This is a genomic window from Nostoc sp. FACHB-133 (genome assembly GCF_014698055.1).
Lineage (GTDB): Bacteria > Cyanobacteriota > Cyanobacteriia > Cyanobacteriales > Nostocaceae > Nostoc.
The window spans coordinates 19,533-42,628 of the sequence record NZ_JACJSH010000013.1; the positions used below are offsets into that span (position 1 = coordinate 19,533).

General features: G+C 41.6%; 23 protein-coding genes. 8 read left to right on the forward strand and 15 right to left on the reverse strand.

What is annotated here, in order from left to right; genetic code table 11:
- Positions 1-144: 144 nt before the first annotated feature.
- Positions 145-402 carry a hypothetical protein gene (locus H6G86_RS12930; protein WP_190934669.1) on the forward strand — a complete coding sequence of 86 codons (258 nt, stop codon included), beginning with the start codon at positions 145-147 and terminating at the stop codon, positions 400-402.
- A complete protein-coding gene (locus tag H6G86_RS12935) occupies positions 392-817 on the forward strand; it encodes a type II toxin-antitoxin system VapC family toxin (RefSeq protein WP_190934670.1) in 426 nt (141 codons plus the stop codon). Before H6G86_RS12930 ends, H6G86_RS12935 begins: the two co-directional genes overlap by 11 nt.
- Before the next feature lie 63 nt (positions 818-880).
- On the opposite strand, the gene bchB is transcribed toward H6G86_RS12935, so the two are convergent.
- The 13 genes from bchB to H6G86_RS13000 all read right to left on the reverse strand — a co-directional run bounded on the left by bchB (position 881) and on the right by H6G86_RS13000 (position 12,072).
- Positions 881-2,407, reverse strand: a complete 1,527-nt coding sequence (bchB, locus tag H6G86_RS12940; RefSeq protein ID WP_190934671.1) for a ferredoxin:protochlorophyllide reductase (ATP-dependent) subunit B — start codon at positions 2,405-2,407, stop codon at positions 881-883.
- A gap of 452 nt (positions 2,408-2,859) precedes the next feature.
- Positions 2,860-3,429 (reverse strand): peptidylprolyl isomerase, encoded by a 570-nt coding sequence (locus H6G86_RS12945; protein WP_114084641.1) that lies wholly within the window; start codon positions 3,427-3,429, stop codon positions 2,860-2,862.
- A 118-nt stretch (positions 3,430-3,547) separates the two neighbouring features.
- Positions 3,548-5,536 carry a primary-amine oxidase gene (locus H6G86_RS12950; RefSeq protein WP_190934672.1) on the reverse strand — a complete coding sequence of 663 codons (1,989 nt, stop codon included), beginning with the start codon at positions 5,534-5,536 and terminating at the stop codon, positions 3,548-3,550.
- Between the two features lie 302 nt (positions 5,537-5,838).
- Positions 5,839-6,363: a tetratricopeptide repeat protein gene (locus H6G86_RS12955; protein ID WP_163930454.1), complete on the reverse strand. Its 525-nt coding sequence runs from the start codon at positions 6,361-6,363 to the stop codon at positions 5,839-5,841.
- 90 nt (positions 6,364-6,453) lie between these two features.
- Positions 6,454-7,269, reverse strand: coding sequence for a transporter substrate-binding domain-containing protein (locus tag H6G86_RS12960; protein WP_190934673.1), 816 nt, complete (start codon positions 7,267-7,269; stop codon positions 6,454-6,456).
- 12 nt (positions 7,270-7,281) lie between these two features.
- Positions 7,282-7,638, reverse strand: coding sequence for a 50S ribosomal protein L20 (gene rplT / locus H6G86_RS12965; protein WP_069069781.1), 357 nt, complete (start codon positions 7,636-7,638; stop codon positions 7,282-7,284).
- 19 nt (positions 7,639-7,657) lie between these two features.
- Positions 7,658-7,855 (reverse strand): 50S ribosomal protein L35, encoded by a 198-nt coding sequence (gene rpmI / locus H6G86_RS12970; RefSeq protein WP_012411238.1) that lies wholly within the window; start codon positions 7,853-7,855, stop codon positions 7,658-7,660.
- Positions 7,856-7,987: 132 nt separating this feature from the next.
- Entirely contained in the window at positions 7,988-8,293 is a 306-nt protein-coding gene (locus H6G86_RS12975) for a type II toxin-antitoxin system RelE/ParE family toxin (protein ID WP_190934674.1), read from the reverse strand.
- A complete protein-coding gene (locus tag H6G86_RS12980) occupies positions 8,293-8,577 on the reverse strand; it encodes a type II toxin-antitoxin system ParD family antitoxin (protein ID WP_190934675.1) in 285 nt (94 codons plus the stop codon). Before H6G86_RS12980 ends, H6G86_RS12975 begins: the two co-directional genes overlap by 1 nt.
- Before the next feature lie 116 nt (positions 8,578-8,693).
- Positions 8,694-10,754 (reverse strand): ribonuclease catalytic domain-containing protein, encoded by a 2,061-nt coding sequence (locus H6G86_RS12985; RefSeq protein ID WP_190934676.1) that lies wholly within the window; start codon positions 10,752-10,754, stop codon positions 8,694-8,696.
- Between the two features lie 304 nt (positions 10,755-11,058).
- Entirely contained in the window at positions 11,059-11,274 is a 216-nt protein-coding gene (gene rpsR, locus H6G86_RS12990) for a 30S ribosomal protein S18 (protein WP_012411240.1), read from the reverse strand.
- Between the two features lie 2 nt (positions 11,275-11,276).
- Positions 11,277-11,471, reverse strand: coding sequence for a 50S ribosomal protein L33 (gene rpmG, locus H6G86_RS12995; protein WP_094333178.1), 195 nt, complete (start codon positions 11,469-11,471; stop codon positions 11,277-11,279).
- 43 nt (positions 11,472-11,514) lie between these two features.
- Complete coding sequence (locus H6G86_RS13000; RefSeq protein ID WP_190934677.1) at positions 11,515-12,072, reverse strand: RDD family protein; 558 nt, start codon at positions 12,070-12,072, stop codon at positions 11,515-11,517.
- Between the two features lie 207 nt (positions 12,073-12,279).
- On the opposite strand from H6G86_RS13000, the gene H6G86_RS13005 reads away from it, so the two are divergent.
- The gene (locus tag H6G86_RS13005; protein WP_190934678.1) at positions 12,280-12,906 is read left to right on the forward strand and encodes a PEP-CTERM sorting domain-containing protein; all 627 of its coding nucleotides are present in this window, start codon (positions 12,280-12,282) and stop codon (positions 12,904-12,906) included.
- A 49-nt stretch (positions 12,907-12,955) separates the two neighbouring features.
- The gene (locus H6G86_RS13010; RefSeq protein ID WP_190934679.1) at positions 12,956-14,239 is read left to right on the forward strand and encodes a molybdopterin molybdotransferase MoeA; all 1,284 of its coding nucleotides are present in this window, start codon (positions 12,956-12,958) and stop codon (positions 14,237-14,239) included.
- 111 nt (positions 14,240-14,350) lie between these two features.
- Here the strand turns inward: H6G86_RS13010 and H6G86_RS13015 are convergent, their stop codons facing one another.
- A complete protein-coding gene (locus H6G86_RS13015) occupies positions 14,351-15,583 on the reverse strand; it encodes a cysteine desulfurase-like protein (protein ID WP_190934680.1) in 1,233 nt (410 codons plus the stop codon).
- A gap of 299 nt (positions 15,584-15,882) precedes the next feature.
- Between H6G86_RS13015 and H6G86_RS13020 the strand changes: the two genes are divergently transcribed.
- From H6G86_RS13020 to H6G86_RS13030, 3 genes are all read left to right on the forward strand, one after another.
- The gene (locus tag H6G86_RS13020) at positions 15,883-16,116 is read left to right on the forward strand and encodes a DUF4327 family protein (protein ID WP_190934681.1); all 234 of its coding nucleotides are present in this window, start codon (positions 15,883-15,885) and stop codon (positions 16,114-16,116) included.
- A gap of 1,492 nt (positions 16,117-17,608) precedes the next feature.
- Positions 17,609-21,496 carry a PAS domain S-box protein gene (locus H6G86_RS13025; protein ID WP_190934682.1) on the forward strand — a complete coding sequence of 1,296 codons (3,888 nt, stop codon included), beginning with the start codon at positions 17,609-17,611 and terminating at the stop codon, positions 21,494-21,496.
- A 241-nt stretch (positions 21,497-21,737) separates the two neighbouring features.
- Positions 21,738-22,121 (forward strand): protein tyrosine phosphatase family protein, encoded by a 384-nt coding sequence (locus H6G86_RS13030; protein ID WP_190934683.1) that lies wholly within the window; start codon positions 21,738-21,740, stop codon positions 22,119-22,121.
- Between the two features lie 262 nt (positions 22,122-22,383).
- Here H6G86_RS13030 and H6G86_RS13035 read toward each other — a convergent pair whose 3' ends face one another.
- Entirely contained in the window at positions 22,384-22,701 is a 318-nt protein-coding gene (locus tag H6G86_RS13035) for a HetP family heterocyst commitment protein (RefSeq protein ID WP_190934684.1), read from the reverse strand.
- 82 nt (positions 22,702-22,783) lie between these two features.
- Between H6G86_RS13035 and H6G86_RS39515 the strand changes: the two genes are divergently transcribed.
- Positions 22,784-22,906: a hypothetical protein gene (locus tag H6G86_RS39515; RefSeq protein WP_265578552.1), complete on the forward strand. Its 123-nt coding sequence runs from the start codon at positions 22,784-22,786 to the stop codon at positions 22,904-22,906.
- Positions 22,907-23,096: the final 190 nt, after the last annotated feature.

Below are 23,096 nucleotides of genomic sequence, written 5' to 3' on the forward strand. Positions count from 1 at the left end.
AAAATTATTACTAAATAGCACGTAAAAGTTCTAATTGACATTTCACGAATAGTTGTGGTTATTTCCACTTTAGACAAATTGTATCCTCTACTTGCTATGGGTGCATATAATGGGATTATTGAATATCCGTAACTGGTGAATCAAATGGCTAAAACATTAACAATACAGTTGTCAGATGAATTAGAAAGTAAATTAACTACTCAGGCGCAAAAGCTGAATCTATCTTTAGAAGATTTAATTCTGCAATCATTATCTCAATCAGCTAAACAGGAAAATATCTCCGAATTAGATCCAATTTTACCTTTACTCGGTACATTGGAATTTGATAATTCTGATGTAGGAGAAAACCACGATCAATATCTCCAGCAAACTTTGCAGCAGGAGTTAAAAATTGGCGAATAAAGTCTTTATAGATACATCGGGGTGGGCTAATTTATTTATTGCAACTGAGTCCTACCATGAACAAGCAAAGCAGTGGTTTCAACATAAACGTCAGCAAAATCAAGCAATGGTAACAACTAATTATGTTGTTATTGAACTGGTGGCTTTGCTGAATAGCCCTTTACGCGTACCTCGTCCGCAGTTATTTAAATACGTAGAAGCTGTTAGAACTGCTCCTTATATCAACTTGATTTATATTGAACCAACAATAGATTCAGCAGCTTGGGAGCTACTCAAAACTAGAGAAGATAAAGCTTGGTCTTTGGTAGATAGCACTTCTTTTATAGTCATGCAAAAGCTTGGCATAAAAGAGGCATTAACTACAGATCACCACTTTGAACAAGCTGGCTTTATTCGTCTGCTGAAATCAGAATAAATAATAATAAAAGGCATTCATTAAGATATGCCCTTTATTATTAAAAATCGCTAACCCGTTAACCTACGCCCCGACAGCTTCCTTAGCTGCGTACAACACCTCAGCGTTGATTTCTTTGAAACCACGATCACGGGCAAATTTCTCAGTATTACGCTTCACTTTGCCGCGAACAAATCCAGGAATCTTATTCAATTCTGCTTGACCATCTTTTGTCCAATTCAAATCAGAATCAGCAGAAATTCCCCTAGTAATAACTTCTTTGGTATCGTGACCGCCAAAGATTTCTAACAAGTGATCTTCCATTCCCAAAGTGAAAGAATTGTAGATCAAATCTGTAATCTGATTGGTGCCTTCATAACCCATAAATGGTTTGTAACCAATGGGGAAGTTTTGGACGTGGATTGGTGCTGCAATTACGCCGCAAGGAATATCCAAACGCTTACCAACGTGGCGTTCCATTTGAGTACCGAAAATGGCAGAGGGTTCGACACGAGCGATCGCATCCCCAATTTCACCATGATCTTCGGAAATTAGCACTTCATCGCAATACTCGCTCACCTGTTCGCGGAACCAATCCGCATCATATTTACAGTAGGTTCCAGCCCAAACAACATGGATTCCCATTTCTCGCGCCAGAATCTTGGTAATAGCGGCGGCGTGGGTGTTGTCACCAAAAACTACAGCTTTTTTGCCAGTCAAGTTTTGACAGTCAATTGAACGGGAAAACCAAGCAGCTTGAGATACATGCAAGGTTTGCTCATTGATGAAGTTTTCGTAGTCAACTTCTGCACCTTGAGCATTAATTACCTGCTGAATCTTGCGAATACAACGGGCAGTTTCCACTACACCCATTGGAGTAATGTCTATATAAGGTGTGCCAAATTGTTCTTCTAGGTAACGAGCGGTGGTTAAACCGAGTTCGCGGTAAGGTACTAGGTTAAACCAGGCTTGGGACATCTTTTTCAAGTCATTCACCGAAGCACCTTCGGGAATTAAGGTATTTACCTCAATTCCCAAGTCAGCCATCAGCCGTTTGAGTTCGGTGGAGTCGTGATTGTTGTGGAAACCAAGGGTGGTAGTACCGATAATGTTCACCGAGGGCTTTGCTGTTTTGCCCTGTGCTAATTCGCCCCGCTTCCGGGCTTTTTCAATGTAGTATTGGACGATTTGATCCAGAGTGCGATCGGCGGCTTGCAGTTCGTTATAGCGGTAGTGGTTCACATCCGCCAGCATTACGTCTCCTTTCGCTTCCAGTTGCGCCCGTTCGACAAAGTTGTGCAGATCCTCTTGCAAGATGCTGGAGGTGCAGGTGGGAGTTAACACAATTAAGTCTGGGTGTTCCTCGGCATCCTTGCGGACGATGTTATCTACTACCTTCTCTTGGGAGCCGCGTGCCAAAACGTTGCGATCGACGACACTGGTTGTTACCGGAGTGAAATCCCTCTCCCGCGATAGCATTGAGCGCATGACGTTAAAGTAGTCATCGCCAATGGGGGCGTGCATGATCGCATGGACATTTTTAAAAGAGCTAGCGATTCGCAGAGTGCCGATGTGGGCTGGGCCTGCATACATCCAGTAAGCCAATTTCATGTTTGTGTTCTCCCTTTTCAATAGAAATAACACGGAGTCCGATAAGAGTGGACTATAAGTGCTTGATTATTATTAAATCGTTTCTGATTGTCTCAAAACTTGTATCCCTAATGAAGTGAAGAGTTGTAAGGGTTTATCTGGAGTTCATAGGCTTAGGCATACCTCAAACCTGCTTACTGATTGGGATGTAGCTGCTGATTTTAACAACATGGCTGTTGTTTTATTTAAATAAATCTTAATTTTTCGGAAAGTTTGTTTTCAATTTGGGGTGGGGTGCTAATCATCATTGGAAAAGAATGCAGAATACAGAAGTCAGAATTCAGAATCAAGTAGGTATACAGCCATTGATTTTCCAACTATTCTGAATTCTGAACGGCAGTTGCTCATGGGGAAACCCCTTCAGACCGCACTGCCTCCTCCTGACTCCTGAATTCTTACTAGAGAGATGTTAATTACTGCCGAAAAATTTCTACTTTTTGTAACACCACTTCTTGATTCGGACGATCTCTAGTCGTAGGCACATTAGCAATCTTGCTGACTACATCTAGACCTTGGACAACTTCACCAAAAACACTGTGTTTGTTGTCAAGGTGAGGCGTTGGTGCTTCTGTAATGAACCATTGCGAACCATTTGTACCGCGTCCAGCATTAGCCATCGACAGGATACCTGCACCAGTGTGTCTCAATTCAGGATGAAACTCATCCTCAAATTGATATCCTGGGCCACCAGTACCCCATCGGCTGGCTGTATCTAGATAACGACTCAGGGGATCGCCACACTGAATCATAAAATCAGGGATGACCCGGTGAAAGCGAACCCCATCGTAAGCTGGAGTTCCTTTGCCAGATTCACCAGTTTTAGGGTCTTTCCAGTCGATTGTTCCGGTTGCTAGACCGACAAAATTTTTGACGGTGTTGGGGGTTCGCTCTTCTTCCAAACGAACTACAATTTCACCCAAGGAAGTAATTAAACGAGCGTGCAGCTTGCCATTACCGGGAATATTAATTTCTGGAAAGTTCATTAGATATCCTATTTAACAAGTGCCAGTATTTGACCTATATAAGTTTATCAGCATTCAAGTTACCGCCTTTAGACATGACAAAAAACCTGAAGGAAGGAAACTTAAGCCAACAAATATTTTACTCAGGTAAATTTATTGCTGGATTCCGGCTAAAGAATCCTCTAGGGACTAGCTTAAAGCCAACTCGGTGAACAGGCATCACAGGCCAATCTTCCGATCGCGGAATATGAGTTACGCCCATTGTGTACCACAGCACGATATCTTCACCCATCAAGGATTCATCGTCTGCAATATATTTTGGTAAACCTTGTCCTGGTTGAGTCTGGTTGGGATAATCTCCGCCCGCATAGAGTTCAGCAGGTTTATATTTTGTTACCCAGACGTGATGAGTCGCAAATTCTGCCCGTTGACGGATTTTTGAGCCTTCCACTGGCAAAAACATGGAGTTTCCACCAGGCATTAGCATATATCCAGGTGCAGCCCCTAGCGGATTTTCCTTATCAGCACTCACAATCATCCATTCCCGACTGCTTTTTAGATCCAAATCGCGCACAGCAGCCGTTTCTTTAGTGAGTGGGGTTTCTGCAACTGCGATCGCATTTCCTAATGGATTTTTCTCATCCATCGGCAAAGCTTTCACGTTCATTTCCATTACAGAATTAGCCTGACCATCGACATCAAAATCCAGGCGGTAGTTGAAAAAGTGTTGGTGATTTACTCCAAAGATATTCTTTGCGATTAGGCGACCATAGGAATTATCCTCAGATTGCTTTTGAGCAGCTGTTCCCTGCGCCAGTACGATACCCGTTAATTCATTTTGGAGTTCCAAAGTCCCATCCTGGTGAAAAATCCAATTAATGCTGTAATCATAGTTGTCAATGGCCGCAGTCATCGTCATGACTAGTTCTCGACTACGACGAACATCATTACGCTGAGTGCCATAATCATAATGCTTCCAGAGCATACCGTTATTTCGCTCGTATATGCCGATAACTCCTGGTATGACATAAGACTCTCCATCGCCATTAGCAAACACAGCATCTAGCAAAAGACCGTTTTCAGGAATTTCCTTACCTAATTCCATCGTGGTTGCGAGGGAACCAAAATTGTATTCCCCAACATCAAAAGCATTTCTGAATGACCAAGTGGGATCTGGATCGCCGTAAGGCACTACCGTCTCTGATAAGCTAGCGCGGTATAAAACTGGTCGGATATTTTTGCCGTCGTTGTATGTCACTTGATACAGCACCAATCCACTACGGGGATTCATTACATAGCGGAACTTCCAACCTTGCCAGCTAATTTCATTGCCATTGAGCCGGAAACTTGCACCATTTGGTTGCAGAATCTTTAATGCTTTAAGTGGTGAAAGTAATTTACCCAAGGACTTGACATCGTAGTTCCAGTTTTCCTGGGAAAAAGGAACTATCCCCCTATCCACGAAACTAGAAATTTTACCTGTGTTCAAATTGACGGTTCCTAATATTCCTTCAATTGGACTGCCGTAATAATTCCAGCGTTCGCTTTCGCCCTTGTAGTAAAATAAACCTCGACAAAGACGGTTTCCTGCTGCTGCTTCCTGTTTACTCAGGATTCCTGGCGACCAACAACTTATTTTGACTTGGTTGAAGTCTGTAATTCCCCGCTTTCGCATCGCTGTTTGCCATCGGGGATCGGATTTAAAAGCCTGAGTTGCCAGTTCATATTCTGAAGCAACGATCGCAGGTTGAACAGAGGGTATTTCTTTCCAAGAACTTAAGGTTTTGCTTCTCAGGTCAACGATACCCTCATAAGTTTTGTTTTGCGATCGCTCATAAATTACTAAAAAAGCTTTTCTTGCGAAAGCTTTACCAGGTGTAAATTTTAGAACTTCTTCTTTATCTGGTTCTTGTAAAGCAATCAGTGGAAAAGCTGCCATTTCGCTCAAAGTTTTTTCTTTTTGAATGACCGAAACAGCTGTACTAATTTCTGCCTCTGTTAGCGAAGCGAGAGGATGGGAAATCGCAGGCTGTTGAGCCGTCAATATTCCGATGAAACCAAGTGAGATACAAATAAAAACAATTATGGCAATAGCTAGCCACAAAAAATGCCTTAGCCGCTTAATCATCTTTCACATTCTTACAAAAGACGTATAGTTATCTATTTCTAAGCCGAAGCTTGAAACCCGATAAATTAAGAAGCTAAAGCCAAATTAATTTGTTAGCGATTAGGGTAATTGGGGACTAATAAAGTTTTTTTCCATACCTCATGTCCAATTCTCTCACAATACTGTTCGGATAAGGTTTTTTGATGACACGCCCTAGATCACAAAGACGCGATAAATCGCCGTCTTTACAATAATCAGTCCTTTGTCTTGACGGCAATTTATCGCGTCTCTTTCCTTAACCGAACCGTATTGTATTCTCTCATTTACGCAGAAACCAAACGGCGTAAAGATTCAGCACGGCGTTTAGCAATAGGGTTATTTGGATCAAACTTTAGTGCTTCTTCGTAACTTTGTAACGCCTGAGTAGTTAATTTTTTCTTCTCGTAAGCGTGACCGATATTATTCAACCCTGTTACGTAGTCTGGTTTAGATTTCAGGGCTTCTTTATACTGACGAATTGCGAGGTCATATTGCTCTTGGGTAAAATAAATATAACCCAGCCCGTTGTAAATAGGAGCAATATTTTCTTCTCCCTCTTCTTCGGCAGCTTTCAGAGCTTTTTGAAACAGCGCGATCGCTTGGGAATATAGTTTTTTTTCTGAATAGATACTGGCTAACTCATAATATTCTTGAGTCGTACCCTTTTCTTTCTCTAACTTCTTTCGCAATTTTGCAAAGGAGCCTTCAATCTTGCGAGTTTTGAAAATCTGGCGAAAAACACTCACGGCTGCAATTGTGAGTATAAACACCAAAATTGAGAGATAAACAACGGCTAGACTGTTATCCATTGCTGCAAATACAAATATTATAAAGTTTGTTATTTATCATTTGTCATTTGTCCTTTGTTATTTGTTATTCACTAATGACTAATGACCAATTTACGGTAAACCCCAATATTGAGAGCGTTGCTGGAGCCAACCTTGTTCTAAGTAACGAGCGATCGCTTGATTCACATTTCGTCTTAATTCATCGTACTGCAATCCCTTGGGCATAACTACAGACAAGGGTTCAGTTGATAACTTAGTTGGCAGTAGCCGATATTGAGGATATTGTTGCACCCAACCGCTTAGAACGCTAGCATCTGCGGCAAAGGCTACGGCGGTATTACTTTCTATTTTCTCTCGCGCTTCGTGATATGAATTTACTCCTACCAACTCGGCGTTTGGCAGATAGAACCGTACTTGAGCAATGGTGCTGGAGTTGTTAAGTACGGCAATTTTTTGTTTTGCCAAATCACTCAACTTATTCACAGAGGCATCTTTTGTAACTAATACAGTGCCATCCAAATAGTAGGGAACACTGAAACTAACTATACGGCTGCGTGACTCGGTTGCTGTCACCCTAGCGATCGCAAAATCAACTTTCTTGTCTAAAACAACAGACAGGCGATCGCGATTCGCTACAGGTTGCAATTTGACAGCATCTCTTTTCCCAATCAAGTCAAGTGCTAATCGCTGTGCCAAGTCAATTTCTAAGCCTTGCAAATTACCATTGGCATCTTTAAATCCCAAGGGACGCAAGTTGTCTTTAACAGCAACAGTTAGATAGCCGCGCTGCTGAATTTCTGGCATTTCGGCGGCAGATGCAGTGAATCCTGTCCCCACTATGGAAAAGCAAGATATCCAAAATATCGTGGCGGATAATACCAGATGTAACCGAGTAATTATTTGCCATCTGTTACATCTGTTATACATCCCTTGCCACCTTTATCCTTTAGCTTGATTTGCTAGTTCCGCAACTTTGCCAAAGCTAGCTGGATCGAGGACTGCCAATTGTGCCAACATCTTGCGATTTAGTTGGATATCAGCTTTTTTCAAGTTACCGATCAATTGGCTGTAGCTCAAGCCGTGTTGTCTTGAAGCAGCGTTGATGCGGGTGATCCAGAGGCGACGAAAATCGCGCTTTTTCTTTTTGCGATCGCGGTAGGCACTGCGTAGTGCCTTCATTACTTGTTGGTTGGCAGTTCTAAACAGAGTTGAGTGAGAACCGCGAAAACCTTTAGCTAGTTTGAGAATTTTATTGCGGCGCTTCCGAGCTACATTACCGCGTTTTACCCGTGTCATAACTTATTTCCTGAAGGACTTACAAATATGGGAGCATTAAGCGCACGTTGAGTTCATCGCGTTCATGTACAAGTGTGGTCTTGGACATGCTACGTTTTTTGTCGGAAGATTTGTGTTCTAAAAGGTGGCTTTTGCCAGCTTTCCGACGGACGATTTTACCGGTGCCGGTGGCACGGAATCGCTTCGCTGCGGCTTTACGAGTCTTGAGTTTAGGCATGGTATAGCTTTAATTCGACACGATCCATTATTATACTAATAAAATTGCTGGAATGGAAATTAAGTTAGATAGTCCGTTATAACTCTCTTCTGTCACTCTCCGGAAAGGCGATCGCTAAGATCAAATGCAATTTTAAGGGATATCCTCACTTAAAAAAACTGTCTCTAAATCCCGATAACCACTCACAATACGTACAACTTCGACACTGCCATCAATGGGACGATAAAATATCAAATAATCTTCTACTGGAAAACTCCGTAAACCGATTGCAAAATTATCGCAACTTTGCCCCATATTAGGAAAATCAGCCAATAGTTTACACTGCTGTTTTATTTTTTCGTTGAGGCTTCGAGCCGCACCAGGATTAAAGCGGATAATATAGCGATTAATCTCCTTGAGGTCTTGCTTGGCTGGAATTGTTAAAACATACCGACTCATTATTTAGCGGCCTCTGCTTCTTGCATTTGAGCTTCAGCGCGTCGGATATCTTCTTCAATTTCTGCAAATACCTCTTCGCCATCGACTACTTCACCACGCTCTGAGGCTTCTATTCCTTCTTGGATTTTAGCTTTCAATTCTGCTAGACGCTGATCTCGAAGGCGATCGCGTTCTTCTAGCAATCTCAATGCTTCGCCCATCACTTCACTAACTGAGTGGTATTTCCCACTACTAACTTTATCCTTAACCAACTGCTCCAGTTCTGGGGTCAAAGATATATTCACAACTATTACCTCATTCCATTTACCCTATATCCTAACCGACAGGGGTTAGAGCAAGGCTAAAATAATTTGTAATTGATAAGACTAGCCTCTAGCAAGTATTACAAATGACAAATTAGTTAATTCGCTGCTGTTTGGGCTTCTTGATAAATTATTTCTTGAAACTGAATCATATCTTTTTGCGGATCGGCATGGCTAACTTTCACTACTATCTGTTCGCCCAAGTTCACAGAACGTTTGAAAACCATTGGTAACTGCAAACCTAAATCTTCGATCAAAATTAAGGCCAAGTTGCTGTCTTCTCGCAGCCACATCAATACAGTTACATCCCAAGTTTCCTCTGGATGACGGCGTAAATACTCTAGAGCATAATATCTATTGGTTTGCCGTTCTACCATCGTCACCTCTTGGGTAATGCTGGTGACATTCATCATCACTTCTTTCAGTTGATCTGCGGAAAATGGCAGAACTTCACCGCGCAAATGGGCTTTCAGTTGAAAGTGGGTAAGCAAATCACTGTAGCGGCGGATGGGAGAGGTTGCTTGAGTGTAGGTATCCAAACCTAAACCAGCATGGCGCAGAGGCGTAATGCTCATTTCACTCTTGGGCATACAACGACGCATGGCGCAGGCGCGAACGAATCCGGCTGGAAGTAGCAGTAATTCTTCTTCTGGGGGTAATTCCGGTTGGGGCTGACCGCGAAAGGGTAAAGGTATGTTATGAGCTTTACCATAACGAGCCGCAACTTCACCGGCAACAATCATCATTTCTGCGACTACTTGCCGTGATGGGGAATCGTCCAAAATATCAATGTTGATCTCGTCACCTTTGACTTTGATCATCGCTTCGGGCATTGTGATACTAATTGCCCCTTGAGCGTAACGCCAAGCTTTGCGCTTCTGTGCCCAACTTGCGATCGCAGCAATTTCTGGTTCTGCCTGTACCCGTAATTGCAGCATTTCATCTACATCTTCGTAGGTGAGGCGATAAGTCGGCTTAATGGAACTGGTATGAATGCTGTAATCTTCTACTCCCCCAGTTGTACCTAAAACAATTCCGAAACTGAGGGCGCAACAAACACGTCCCTGGATCAGACTCATTGGCCCAGTTGCCAATACCTCTGGGAACATCGGAATCATCCCCGTAGGTAAGTAGACTGTACTGCCCCGCTTTCTGGCTTCCAAATCTAATTCATCTTCCGGCACTAACCATCTGGTGGGATCGGCGATATGCACCCACAGGCGCTCCCGTCCATCGGGTAGAATTTCCCAACTTAGACCATCGTCGATCTCTGTGGTAGTTTCATCATCAATGGTGTAAACCTTCAGGTGAGTCAGATCAAGGCGGTTTGTATCTGAGTCAATCGGCGGGAAATCCAAACGCTGTTGCGCCACTTCTAACACCTTATTAGGAAATTGAATCGGAATTGAAGAACGACGCAGGAACAAGTTTTCATAAGGACTCCAGCAACCCAAATCTACTAATAGTTGAAAAGCCCCTTGAGGCGTTGTGGGCCGTCCCAGCATAGTCATAGTTTCTAATACTGGAGCGCTTGGCGGGTAAGCGCGAGCTAATGAGTCATAATTAACTCCCGTCCGCACTGTGTCAGCAAGCAACGCTGCGTATTTTTCTAGTCCTTCTAGACGCTGGCGATCGTGGCGCTGCCATTCTACTGCTTCACCTTTGAGCGCCTGCTCAACACGAGTTAAAAATTCCTGCTGTCCTTTAGCTTTTAATGCCTCTACTTCCATCTGGTGCTTACGTTCTGCCACCTGAGCAGCAGTTCTCGGCTCGTAAGCGTCTCCTTTTTGCTTGAAATAAAGTTTATCGTCTGATAACAAGCAATAGGCGGCGTAACAATGAGGCGCGGCTGATTCCGAAAATAACAGATTCGCCATCAGCTCTGGGGTGATTGTTTCCCCATCTTCAACCAGTATTTCCCAAGCTACCTCTAAGCTAGATGGGTCTAAATAAGGGTTGACTTGCTCTAAAAAGCTCGCGATCTCAGAGGGCTTGTAAGTTTGTCCGGTAACTGTATAAGTTATTTGTCTAGGCGCGAGGCTGTGGGATTGACCACGTTCGTCTACCACAAACCAGCGGGTTTTACCGTCTGGACGTTCTACGATCCCCAGACGGCGATCGCCTTGAACCCTAAATTCAACTAGCGTGCCCTTCTCCACAACTCTCGCGCTCTAATAATTTTAGATTTTGATTCCACCTTTGGTGCGCTTACAGCGCAACTTGGATTTTGGTGAAGCAGCGCGGTCTTGGGGGTTTCCCCCATGAGCGACTGCTGAACCCGAAGGGATTTTATAACTGGTGTTTATTAAATCCTAAATCCAACAATTTTTCATGCAGCAATTCATTTTACACTCTCTGATTCAGATTTGAGATTTTGGAATCAGAAAGACAAAGCCAGATGTTTATTTAAAATGCAGCTTCCCTTTATAATCCAAAATCTAAAATTCCAAATCTAAAATTGCTCTAACCTTCTGCATTGATAAATGGCAACAAAGCCACAATCCGCGAACGTTTAATTGCTAATGTCAACTCTCGCTGTTGCTGAGACGTAAGCCCAGTAATCCGCCGTGGCAGTATTTTACCCCGCTCGGTGACAAATTTACGCAATAAATCAACATCTTTATAATCGATTGGTTCTCCTGGCTTGATCGGAGAAAGACGACGACGGAAATAACTCATCTCTACTTAATTTCCTTGTGAACGGTATGTTTGTTGCAGTGGGTGCAGAACTTTTTCAGTTCTAGCCTGTTAGTGGTGTTGCGGCGATTCTTGGTACTGGTATAACGTGAAACACCAGCAGAACGCTTATCTGAATTTGTCCGACACTCGGTACACTCTAGTGTCACAATAATGCGGGCACCTTTACTCTTAGCCATAATCTTACAAACAGTGAAGCCTGAAGAGAATTAACACAAATGACTATCTTCTCACATTCCGCCGCATATTTTCAACTAATCTTTTAACTTTTATATCAAGTGAGTAGCCACGACGCGACGAAACAATGAAAGTTCCACAATAGCGATCGTGTAAAGCCTGCCGCATCTGGGTATCAGAGAAGGCAGCCCCACAATCAATTGCTAGGGGAAGTACTAGCAGTATAGCAGTGGGATTGGCTCTAATATTGCTCAGGGCAATTGACACCAAAAGCGCACCCAAGCCGATGATCGCCTCTCGCTTCACCAGTGAGAGCAAATCTGGAATTCTGCCCACGACTTCCCCATCTTCGACTTCTAACACCTTTAAATCGAACGCCCAACGCCCTAAACTTTGCCCTTGATTGTTGTATACCACCAACACCCGCAAAATCAGCCAAAATATGACAAAAACTAGGATTTGCAAAAATTGAATCCCAATATCGCCTCCTCCCAGTAGGGAACTGACTAACCAGACACCAAGGAAATCAAGCCCTAATGCCATACCTCGCCGCCCAATTTCAGCCTTGGGATAGTGTTTTTGGGGAAGTCGTTCGATAGTCATACAAAATTAAGTATTTTTATTTAGGGGTTGGAGAATAATGATTGCTGCTGTTTTTATATTAAGGTGATGACTTGGGTTTGGTCTTTAAACCCTTACATACAAACAAAAGTTCCATAATTAGGGCATTCATGTTGCCCATTCCACAAGAGTCTGTTTTTGGTAAATATTGTATTGTTTTGTTGTAAAACCTATTTGGAAGTTGTATCTATGACAAATCTGTTTGCTAAAACAGCTATTGGGATGGTGACGACTACTGCTTTAGCATTAGCGATCGCCATAACCACTCACGATCTAGCTGATGCTGCTGAGTTTAACTTTAATTGGAAGGGAGACACCGGTTATTCAGCTAAAGGTTCATTTAACTACGACACAACAACTGCTCCAAGCGTCATTTCTGAAACAGGTTTGGGAGCTACGAAGAACTTGCAGTCTCTCTCAATTTCCTTCTTCGATCCATTTAGTAATCTGATAAATAGTTTCACTCCAGTACTTGGTAGTGTATCTAACTACAGCTTTTTGAGATTTAACTTTGATAACACTACTCAGCAAATTTTTGGCCCCTTTGATGTTGGCAAGGATGATGAACTTCCTGGCGACACCTGGCTTAATAATAATCTCGCACTCATAGATGAAGGTTTTAGCGATGAGGTTCTAGCTAAAGAATTTGGTTTTAACAATAGAGATGCAGCAGGCACAAAGCAAATATTAGATTTAAGTAACAATTCCGTTCAGGTATCCCAAGTTCCCGAAGGAAGCATAATTATAGGTTTACTAGCAGTGTGTAGTTTGGGATTAACTGCTCATAGAAATCTCTCCAGAGCTAATCAAGAGTAGACTCAGTGCTACTTTACAGAGATAAAGTAAAAAGTCGGAGGCGATCGCTATGGTATCAGTCAGCGATGCACAAGCAATTATTTTAAATTTAGTACAACCGTTGGATTATCAACGAGATGCAGAAGTTGTAGATTTATTGGCAGCCAATAGTCGGATTTTGGCAACACCTGTCACCAGTCCGCTAGATTTTCCCCATTGGGATAATTCGGCAATGGATGGTTACGCAGTTCGCTACGAAGATGTGCAGCACTCTAGCATGGAACAACCAGCCGTTTTAGAAATTGTTGAAGATATTCCGGCTGGATATCAACCTAAGTCTAGGATTCAATCAGGAGAAGCCGCGCGGATTTTCACAGGTGCGGTGATTCCAGCAGGTGCGGATACTATAGTCATCCAAGAGAGGACACGCCGCGAGGAAAACTGTGTATTTATCCTGGCTGCGCCACAACCGCGAGAATTTGTCAGACACAAAGCATCTTTTTACCAAGCTGGAACACAACTGTTACCAGCCGGAATTAAGTTAAATGCCTCAGAAATAGCTGTATTGGCGGCAGCACAATGTCCGCAATTAAATGTTTACCGCCGTCCACGTGTGGCAATTTTTTCTACTGGTGATGAATTAGTGACTGTTGATCAACCGTTGCAATCAGGGCAAATTGTGGATTCTAATCAGTATGCGCTGGCAGCTTTGGTAAAGGAGAGTGGCGCAGAACCAATACTGTTAGGGATTGTGAAAGATGATCCAGTTGCTCTGGAGAGAGTTATTGCCCATGCCGTTGCGATCGCTGATATAGTTCTCTCTTCTGGTGGTGTCTCAGTGGGAGATTATGACTATGTTGACAAAATTATAGAGTCTCTAAAAGCAGAAATCCACATTCGATCTGTGGAAATGAGACCAGGGAAACCCCTTACTGTCGCCACTTTTCCCAATAGAGACGCGATTAATCCTACAGACGCGATTAATCGCGTCTCTACAAACTTCCCACTCTACTTTGGTTTACCAGGAAACCCTGCGGCTGTGTTGGTGACATTTTGGCGGTTTGTGCTACCAGCAATCAATAAACTTTCGGGAATTACTGAAGGTTGGGAACCAGTGTTTTTGAAAGTGCGATCGCATGATGAATTGCGATCTGATGGCAAGCGGGAAACTTACCTTTGGGGTAAATTGCATTTAATTGATGGTGTTTATGAATTTCACAAAGCTGGTGGTAGTCACAGTTCTGGAAATTTAATTAATTTGGCTCAAACTAATGCTTTAGCTGTTCTCCCGGTGGGTAAAACATTAATTTCTCCACAAGAAGAGGTACAAGTTTTGCAGCTTAGTAATGGGTAATAGGGAATGGGGAAGAAGCAAGGGAGCGGGGGAGGCAGGGGAAGAAGAATTATTGATTAATCACCAATGACCAATGCCCCATTCCCAATTCTCAATTCCCAAGTCCCAATTTTAAAATAATTGCTCAAAAGCCTCAATCAGGCTGTTAACTTCCTCAAGGGTGTTGTAATGTACCATACTCACCCGGACTATTCCACCTTGTGAGGCTAACCCCAAGTATTCAATAAGCCGTTTAGCGTAAAAGTCTCCGTAGCGAATCCCAATATGATGTTTGTCAATTTTTGGCGGAATGGTTGAGCTATTCATTCCATCTACTACAAAAGATATAGTCGGTACACGGCATTGACGGTCAGCATTTGGTTGGCCAATTACTCGGACATTAGGCTTACTGTTGAGGTAGCTTAAGAGGCGATCGCTAATTTCTTCTTCATGTATGCTAATTAAATCAAACGCTTGCACCATCTGACTTCTCAAATCAGGTGCAGTTTTATCGCCGTAGTGCAGTTGTGCTAATTCACTTAAATAATCACATAAGCCTAACATTCCATAACTTAATTCAAAATTGACATTCCCTAACTGAAATTTATAAGGTATATCTGTCTGTTGAATAAAATAATGATTAAGTCCGGGCAATCTTAATAAATGTTCTTCTTTGCCATAAAGTAAGGCATGGTGTGGCCCGTAGACTTTATAACAACTCAAAGCATAAAAATCAACATCCAAATCTTGCACATCAATTAATCTGTGGGGTGCATAAGCTACACCATCTACACAAATCATCGCGTTGCGATCGTGTACAAATGTAGCAATTTCTTTGATTGGGTTAATAGTTCCTAGAACATTAGAAGCATGAGTCAAAGTTACTAATTTAGTGCGCTGACTCATCAATTGTTCTAAATCTGCTAAATGAAGTTCTAAGGTATCTGGGCGAATTTGCCATACTTTAACCTTAATGCCTTGTTTTTCCAAAGCCACCCAAGCACCAATATTGGCTTCATGGTCACAATTAGTAATAATAATCTCATCACCAGATGTAAAGGTTTGACCTAGACAAATTGAGAGAACTTTCAACATCATTGTCGTAGATGGGCCCATCACTACTTCTTTAGAAGAATTGGCATTAATCAAAGTAGCCATTCCTCTAGTTGCTAAAGCTAATCTTTCTCCCGCAAGTTGAGAAACCGCATAAGAAGCTCCCAACTGGACATCGGAACTTAGGAGAAATTCGCTAATTCTATCTACTACTTTTTTTAGAGTTTGTGAACCGCCAGCATTATCAAAAAAAGTCCATTCACCAGCTAGCGCAGGAAAATATTGACGAACTTTATCAAGATTCAAAAGCATAGTATAAGTTTTGTAGAGAATGTTATTTACCCTAACCTACCTTTTGGTAAGTCGCCCAAAGAGTATCTACATCTGCTATTTACAGCTTCTTATATTAGCGTTATTGCTCTGCAAAAATCTCTCTGGGGGGGTATACTGGGAAACTCAAAGAGTATCTTACTGAGATATCTAACTTCCAGCAAGAGTTAATGTCTTGATTCTTCACAATTCTCGCTAATTTATTTGATAAGTTTAAGGTAGAGTCAAAGAAACCATTGTTTTGATTCTTAATTCCTTGATTGAAAATAAAGGAACGACCTATGAACACTACGGTTAAATACAACATCGAAGTTATCAAGGAAGAAGCACTTCAACTTGTTAAAAAGAGACTTGTTAACCGTCAGCAGCCGATTTATACCCTATGTAAATATATTCCTCATCGTGACTGGGTTAATTTTGAACTTGAGTTAGAAAAAAACGAATTTCTACTCAGAGATAGAATTATCGACCTACTCAATCATGAATCTTGGGAAGATGATACAGGGTACATCTAGAAGCAGTGCCCCATTAGCAGTATCCCGATAAAATCAAAATTAAAAATTCATTTTTCATGCATTTAAAACCCTCGAATTAAGTCGGGGGTTTTAAACAAGATAGGACTTACACAAAACTACACATGGTAGGGGCAATACCCTGCGGGTTCGCTGAAAGCGTTCTCGTAAGAGTAGCCGCTCCGCATCTACATGAATCGCCCCTACCAGAGAATCAGGGTTTTGACTATTGTTTGCGTAAGTCCTAGAAGAAATTATTGAAGTCAACAATAAATCTTAATGAATGGGTTAGGTGCTGGAGAATAGCAGAGAACCAGTGCTAGCGTTACGAATTGTTAATGGCTGACTAGAGGCAAGGCATCTATTAGCCATTCCTATGTAGAGGCGATAAATGAGATAACAATCGAAAATCAAGCTTTTTTAGACTTGATATTTCTAGCCGTGTCAGTTAATACCTTATGGTTGAACTCTAGCCTTACACTTTATGACTATTACTTGCCAAATTATTGAGATCTGAATTATACCAAAACGATCACGGTAAGTTCAGATTAGGCAGATAAATCTTGTAGCCCTATCCATTCTTTGATAGGTTGCCATTGGCTTGCGTAAACAGTATTATTTTTACATTTTTCTTTTTGAGGCTTCCTAGGTATTTTCCCTATGACAGCTTCTGTGAATAAACTGGATTCGTTCAGCTTATAAACTGGCATTTCTTGCCAGCAGTGTCGACAAAACCAGTAACTATCTGCACCGCGTATATGTTCTAAAAGTAAGCTTGAACAGCAAGGACAGTAATTCATATTTTCTCAAACCTGTTAATAAAAGTGTTATTGCAAATCAGAGTAGTCACTTGACAAGCACGTAGGTATTTAAAACAACTTGTTTATATTTTGACTATAGTTTAAAAAAATGAGGAACTTGTGAAGAAATTTAAGATACTTAATATTTCTGCAATATTTATACATAGTTTTTAAGTAATAACTTTAGGCTATTGAGAAATTCTCTAATTATCTGGGCTTAAGAGCAGCCTTACTGGTGGCGTGCAGGTCACTATGATTGAATAAACATGTAAAACCCTTTTCCTTTAAGGCTTCTGTCTCTTGAAAGTGTGGCTGGAGCCTTATCAATAAAAGCCAAAAGTACAAATGTTCGGGAGCAAGGTTTTAATCTTTACACTATTCAATTAATTGCAAATATTTCATACTCATAAGACTACCAAGACCATCAATTAGGGTAATCTCTTGAGATAGATGATCTGCTATCTCTAATTTGACAATAGAATGAGTTTAGCAATTCTAAAATTCTATCTACTTCCTGGTTTAGTTACTAACTTGTATCGTATCGCCTGTGTTAGCTCTTGTAAGGTTTACAGGGCAAATAGTTGACTTATTAGCAATTGCAGCAGAATAATTATTGATTTTCAACAATTTACTTACTCTAGCTTTTATTATTTCGTACTGATATCGAAAAGATCATTAGAATTGACGAATTAACTATGCGATTCAACGATCCTCTGATTAACATACCTAGTTTAACTAATGTTATTAATCGTTCTCCCTTAACGATTAGCATTGATAGTTTTGTAGTCGAAGCTATTGCCTTAATGAGTCAAGAAATAGCTAGCAATTATGCACCTATTAGTTTAAATTCATTAGATTTAGGCTTTAGAACTCAACCACTAACTAGTTGCATCTTCGTTTTGGAGGCAGGAAGATTATTAGGTATTTTTACAGGAAAGGACGTAATCAAACTTATAGCTTCTGGAGTAGACTTATCCACGCTGACAATGGCTGAAGTGATGACGCAGCCAGTAGTTACCCTTAGACAATCCGATTCTAATGATATTTTCATTGCCTTGTCATTATTGCGTCAGCATCAGACTGACTATTTGCCCGTTTTGGACGATCGCGGGCAGTTACTAGGAATCATTACCCAGGCTAGCCTGCTACAAGCATTTGACTTGGTAAAAATGGTTGGGGTCGTTGAAGGCTTGCAAGAATATTTACAAAAACCCACAGATGATTTCAGGCGGGTTAATCAGCCAATTGAGATAGAGCAAGTCCGCAGCCAAACTCAAAATTACTTAAAAGTATGGGTTGAGGCACAATCGGCTGAAATCATGCAAGTTAATCAGGAACTTCAGCTAGCTCTCGAAGAACTCCAAGTAGTGGAAGAAGAACTACGCGAACAAAACGAAGAGTTGTCTGTTGCCCGTGAGCTAGTAGAATTGGAGCGCCAACGTTACCAGGATTTGTTTGAATTTGCTCCAGATGGTTATTTGGTAACTGATGTAGCAGGGATTATCCAAGAGGCTAATCGAGCGGCAGCAACCATGCTGGCTGTCCGGCAAAAATATTTACGAAACAAACCATTAATTTTATTTATTGCTCATCAAGACCGTCAGGCTTTTAACGCCCGACTAAATAATTCGCAGCAGTTACAGGAGTGGGAAATTTCCCTAAAACCACGCGGAGGTAAAGCTTTTCCGGCTAGAATTAGAGTCGCTGCTATCTACGATTCGAAAGGGGATCTTGTTGGCTGGCGCTGGTTACTCTGCGATATTAGCGAACGTCAACAGACAAAGGAAGCACTGCGCCAAGCTTACGAGGAGTTAGAGCAACGAGTGGTGGAACGGACAGCAGAACTTGCCATGTCCAACGTTTTGTTGCAACAAGAAATTACCGATCGCCAACGCGCAGAACTTGCATTACGGCAAAGCGAAAACCTCTATCGCCAACTTGTGGAAAGTCAAATTGACATAGTTATCCGCATTGATTTGCAGGGGCAGATTACCTTCGCTAACATGGCTGCCTGTCAAACTTTTGGCTGGAAACAAGATGAGTATCATGGTCAGTCATTTTGGCAATTTTTTCACCCAGATGACTTGCCTCAAGTGATGGAGAATATCACAGCTTTAGGATCTTCATCCCAACCCTTGACTAATTCTGAACGACTGATATTTACAGTTAAAGGTATTCGTTGGTTTCAATGGAATGCGATCGCAATTCATAATGACAAAGGGGAAGTTGTTGAAATCCAAGGGGTAGGCAGAGATATTACTGAACAGCAAGCCGCGTTACACCAACGCCAACTTGCCGAAGCCGCATTACACCAAAGCGAGGAAAAATTTCGCACTTTTGCCGAAAATACCCATGCAGTCATCTGGATTGCCAGCCCAGATTCATTCCGAACCTTGTACGTTAGTCCTGCCTATGAAAAAATTTGGGGTCGCTCTTGCCAAAGTCTATTGGAGCAACCTGAGTCTTGGATAGACAACGTTCATCCAGACGATCGCGATTGCTTAACTATTGCAGCAAAGCAACAGCTTATTAGTGAGTTGGTTTCAATAGAATATCGAATTTTTCGACCTGATGGATCGATGCGCTGGATCTGGGATCGGGGCTTTGCTATCTATAATGACCAAGGAAAAGTTCAGTACTATGGTGGTATCGCCGAAGATATCACCGAGCGTAAATTGGCAGAAGAGTCATTGCGAGAAAGTGAAGCGCGATTGAGTTTAGCTACCGAAGCAGCCCAAATGGGTATATGGGATCGGAACCTGATCACCAATACTTGTATTTGGTCTGCCAATATGGGGCCACTTTATGGTCTACCGAGCAACACCTTGTGTCCAAGCTTTGAAGATTATTTCAATTTAATCCATCCAGAAGACCGGGAATCTGTGGCTGCGAATATAGCTCGGATGATTGCGGAAGGACAGGGATCTGTAGAGTATCGGATTATCTGGCCCGACGGCAGCCTACACTGGTTAAACTGCAAAGGTCAGACTTACTATAACGAAATTGGTCAGCCGATTCGGATGATCGGCACAAATAGGGATGTCACTGAGCGCAAGCTGGCCGAACAAAAAATTTCCGAACAAGCCGCTCTACTTGATATCACCACCGATGCCATATTAGTTAGAGATTTCCAATCTCAAATATTAGTTTGGAATAAAGGTGCAGAGAGGATGTATGGTTGGCTCTCTACAGAGGTTATAGGAAAAGACATCCGGAAAATTTTGTACCCAGCAGGAACCCAGCACCAACTGGAAGTACCTCTAAAAAGTGTAATTGAGAGTGGCTCGTGGCAAGGTGAGTTATCTAAAGTGACAAAATCCGGTAAAGAAATTGTTGTGCAAAGCCGATGGACATTGATGCGCGATCTTGAAGGAAAACCTAAATCTATCCTGAGTGTTGACACTGACATCACCGAAAAGAAACAACTTGAAGAACAGTTCTTTCGCGCTCAACGATTGGAGAGTATTGGTATCCTTGCAGGTGGTATTGCCCACGATTTAAACAATATATTGACACCAATTTTGGCAGCAGCCCAATTGATACAAGGAAAATTTTTCCAAGACGAAGAGCGGTCTGGACAACTGCTAGCACTTGTAGAAAGCAACGCCCAACGTGGAGCAGCTTTAGTGAAGCAAGTCTTGTCATTTGCGCGAGGATTTAAAGGAGAGCGGATAATTATCCAAGTTAAGTATCTGATTTCAGAAATTACCCAAATCGTTAAAGAAACATTTCCCAAATCTATTGAATTGTCCACGATTATCCCAGAAGACACTTGGGCTATCACTGGGGACATCACACAGCTGCATCAAGTGTTGATGAATCTGGTAGTAAATGCCCGCGATGCTTTACCAGATGGTGGCAAGATCACAATTTCTGTAGAAAATAAGTTTATTGATGAAGCTTACACCAGAATGAATCTCGATGCCCAAGTTGGGCATTACATTATGATTACCGTTGCCGATAACGGAGTTGGGATACCGCCAGAAATATTAGATAGAATTTTTGAGCCATTTTTCACTACAAAAGAAGTCAACACAGGTACAGGACTCGGACTTTCAACAGTGTTAGGCATCATTAAAAGCCATGCCGGTTTTATCAAAGTGTCTACCAATGTTGGTAAAGGCAGCAAATTTGACCTGTTTTTACCAGCAGTGGAAGCAACTGAAGCGTTCAAGATAGAAGACCTGGATGTCCTTCCAGGAGAGGGAGAATTTATCTTAGTTGTAGACGATGAAGCTCAAATTAGAGAAATTACTGCAATCATTTTAGAAAACTATAACTATAGGATACTAGCTGCCAGCAATGGCATAGAAGCGATCGCACTCTATGCCCAATACAAGCATCAAATCAATGCCGTGTTGATGGATATAATGATGCCGGAGATGGACGGAATCACCGCTATTCGCACCCTGCAAAAAATGAACAACCAGGTTAAAATCATTGCCTGTAGCGGACTGAACTCGATGGAAATCTTTTCTCAAGCTTGTGATGCTAATGTGAAAGCAGTTTTATCAAAACCCTATACGGCCAGAGAATTATTGAAAAGTTTACACAACTTATTTAGAGGCAGTGCTGAGTTATGAGCTAGGAGTAGGTATTGTGTATTGGTAAGAATTAATTCCCAATGCAATACTGCTCGGTTAAGAATTTTTAACTCGGAATTGGGTTTGGGGAAAAGGTTAAAGGTTTTTTCTTTCCCCAAACCCAATTCCCCAAAACCCGACAAGTCTTGATTCCCAATGCCCTATCCCTCACAAGTTCCTCAAATTGTTTTCTTAAATTTAGAGGATGGCCAACATTGATAAAAAGGGATAAATGTAGCTAATGAATATTGTTAGGAAGATTAACGATCAGTTAGCGATCGCCGGACAAATTACACTAGACCAGCTCAAACAAATAGCTGATGAGGGTTATAAGTCTGTATTGAACTTACGTTTACCCGATGAAACAGGCTTGTTAGCTGACGAACAGAAGAAGATTGAGTTTTTGGGATTGTACTATGTTAACTTCCCAACCAAAACTGAAGACATTAATCATCAAAGTATGCTCCAGATATATCAAATGATCGCTGAATTACCCAAACCGACTCTGATACATTGTGATAATTCAATTCGTTCCGCCGCAATAGTATTGTTGTATATCGCTATCAAACAGGGCATAACTTTTGAAAAAGCCTTGCAAAAAGTTATTACTTTAGGCTTAATATAATTACAAATTAAATTTATTTTTAATATAAAGAATTCAGGATTAAGAATTAATAATTAATTCGGTGCAAAAACCCTCACATCGCTAGCGCTACACTATCAGTGATGGATCGGAATTCTCTATTCTCTTGATTCCTATAGCGGTTCTCGAATAGAAGCAATACAGTTTGACCTCTCTCTTTTTAGGCTACGGTGTACACACAAGTCTTCTAGAGTTGCGCCACAGGCTTTTGATCCCCCCGATGGATTGGGGGGAAGCCGGAAATCTAATTCCCTCCCCTTTCCAAGGGGAGGGTTAGGGTGGGGTAAAAAGCACTAGAGCTAGTCACAGAAGATTTGATATTTGCTTGGCTCTGATTTGTTGTAGATGTAGACGAATTTGAAACCTGGCTATTGTCTTTAATTAAACGGCTGTAAGTTCGTTGGGGAATAAAGTGGAGTGGATTGTAACCAACGAAACGCAAAATTAGTACACAGGCCCAGGAATATCGACCATCACTAATGGCTTCCATAACTTGCTCTAATTGTTCTGGACTAATGGCTTTATGAAAATTTTTCCCAGAAGAAGAAATGTGGTAGTTCATAGCTAACCTGATGTAACTTATCTAAATCGAGGTGTATCAGTTTATGCCACCATAAGCTGTTGCTGGAATTTGGCTGAGTAGTATGTCTGCAATACAACGACGACGGATGATAATTTTAGCAGTGACTGTTTTACCAGCCTTTAATCTGCTTACATTTGGTTTGATTATGCTAAAACTTGCTGGATTTAACTTATTTATGGAGTAATTTTCTACTAGCGATCGCTCAAATTTGGCTGTATTGCTTGACCGAGAATAGTGTTTTATGCCTGATTGAGAACTAACTACTATACATAGAATAATCTGTCTTTGCTGTTACTCCAGCCAAATTGACAGTTTTTTGAATTGAGCATTGAGTATGGAATCAAACAAAAAGTTCTTCTCTGCTCACAAATGAC

Coding starts and splice junctions, on each gene's coding strand:
- H6G86_RS12930 (WP_190934669.1), top strand. CDS start 145: ATGGCTAAAACATTAACAATACAGTTGTCAGATGAATTAGAAAGTAAA.
- bchB (WP_190934671.1), bottom strand. CDS start 2,407: ATGAAATTGGCTTACTGGATGTATGCAGGCCCAGCCCACATCGGCACT.
- H6G86_RS12945 (WP_114084641.1), bottom strand. CDS start 3,429: ATGAACTTTCCAGAAATTAATATTCCCGGTAATGGCAAGCTGCACGCT.
- H6G86_RS12950 (WP_190934672.1), bottom strand. CDS start 5,536: ATGATTAAGCGGCTAAGGCATTTTTTGTGGCTAGCTATTGCCATAATT.
- H6G86_RS12955 (WP_163930454.1), bottom strand. CDS start 6,363: ATGGATAACAGTCTAGCCGTTGTTTATCTCTCAATTTTGGTGTTTATA.
- H6G86_RS12960 (WP_190934673.1), bottom strand. CDS start 7,269: ATGTATAACAGATGTAACAGATGGCAAATAATTACTCGGTTACATCTG.
- rplT (WP_069069781.1), bottom strand. CDS start 7,638: ATGACACGGGTAAAACGCGGTAATGTAGCTCGGAAGCGCCGCAATAAA.
- rpmI (WP_012411238.1), bottom strand. CDS start 7,855: ATGCCTAAACTCAAGACTCGTAAAGCCGCAGCGAAGCGATTCCGTGCC.
- H6G86_RS12975 (WP_190934674.1), bottom strand. CDS start 8,293: ATGAGTCGGTATGTTTTAACAATTCCAGCCAAGCAAGACCTCAAGGAG.
- rpsR (WP_012411240.1), bottom strand. CDS start 11,274: ATGAGTTATTTCCGTCGTCGTCTTTCTCCGATCAAGCCAGGAGAACCA.
- rpmG (WP_094333178.1), bottom strand. CDS start 11,471: ATGGCTAAGAGTAAAGGTGCCCGCATTATTGTGACACTAGAGTGTACC.
- H6G86_RS13000 (WP_190934677.1), bottom strand. CDS start 12,072: ATGACTATCGAACGACTTCCCCAAAAACACTATCCCAAGGCTGAAATT.
- H6G86_RS13005 (WP_190934678.1), top strand. CDS start 12,280: ATGACAAATCTGTTTGCTAAAACAGCTATTGGGATGGTGACGACTACT.
- H6G86_RS13010 (WP_190934679.1), top strand. CDS start 12,956: ATGGTATCAGTCAGCGATGCACAAGCAATTATTTTAAATTTAGTACAA.
- H6G86_RS13015 (WP_190934680.1), bottom strand. CDS start 15,583: ATGCTTTTGAATCTTGATAAAGTTCGTCAATATTTTCCTGCGCTAGCT.
- H6G86_RS13020 (WP_190934681.1), top strand. CDS start 15,883: ATGAACACTACGGTTAAATACAACATCGAAGTTATCAAGGAAGAAGCA.
- H6G86_RS13025 (WP_190934682.1), top strand. CDS start 17,609: ATGCGATTCAACGATCCTCTGATTAACATACCTAGTTTAACTAATGTT.
- H6G86_RS13030 (WP_190934683.1), top strand. CDS start 21,738: ATGAATATTGTTAGGAAGATTAACGATCAGTTAGCGATCGCCGGACAA.
- H6G86_RS13035 (WP_190934684.1), bottom strand. CDS start 22,701: ATGAACTACCACATTTCTTCTTCTGGGAAAAATTTTCATAAAGCCATT.
- H6G86_RS39515 (WP_265578552.1), top strand. CDS start 22,784: ATGTCTGCAATACAACGACGACGGATGATAATTTTAGCAGTGACTGTT.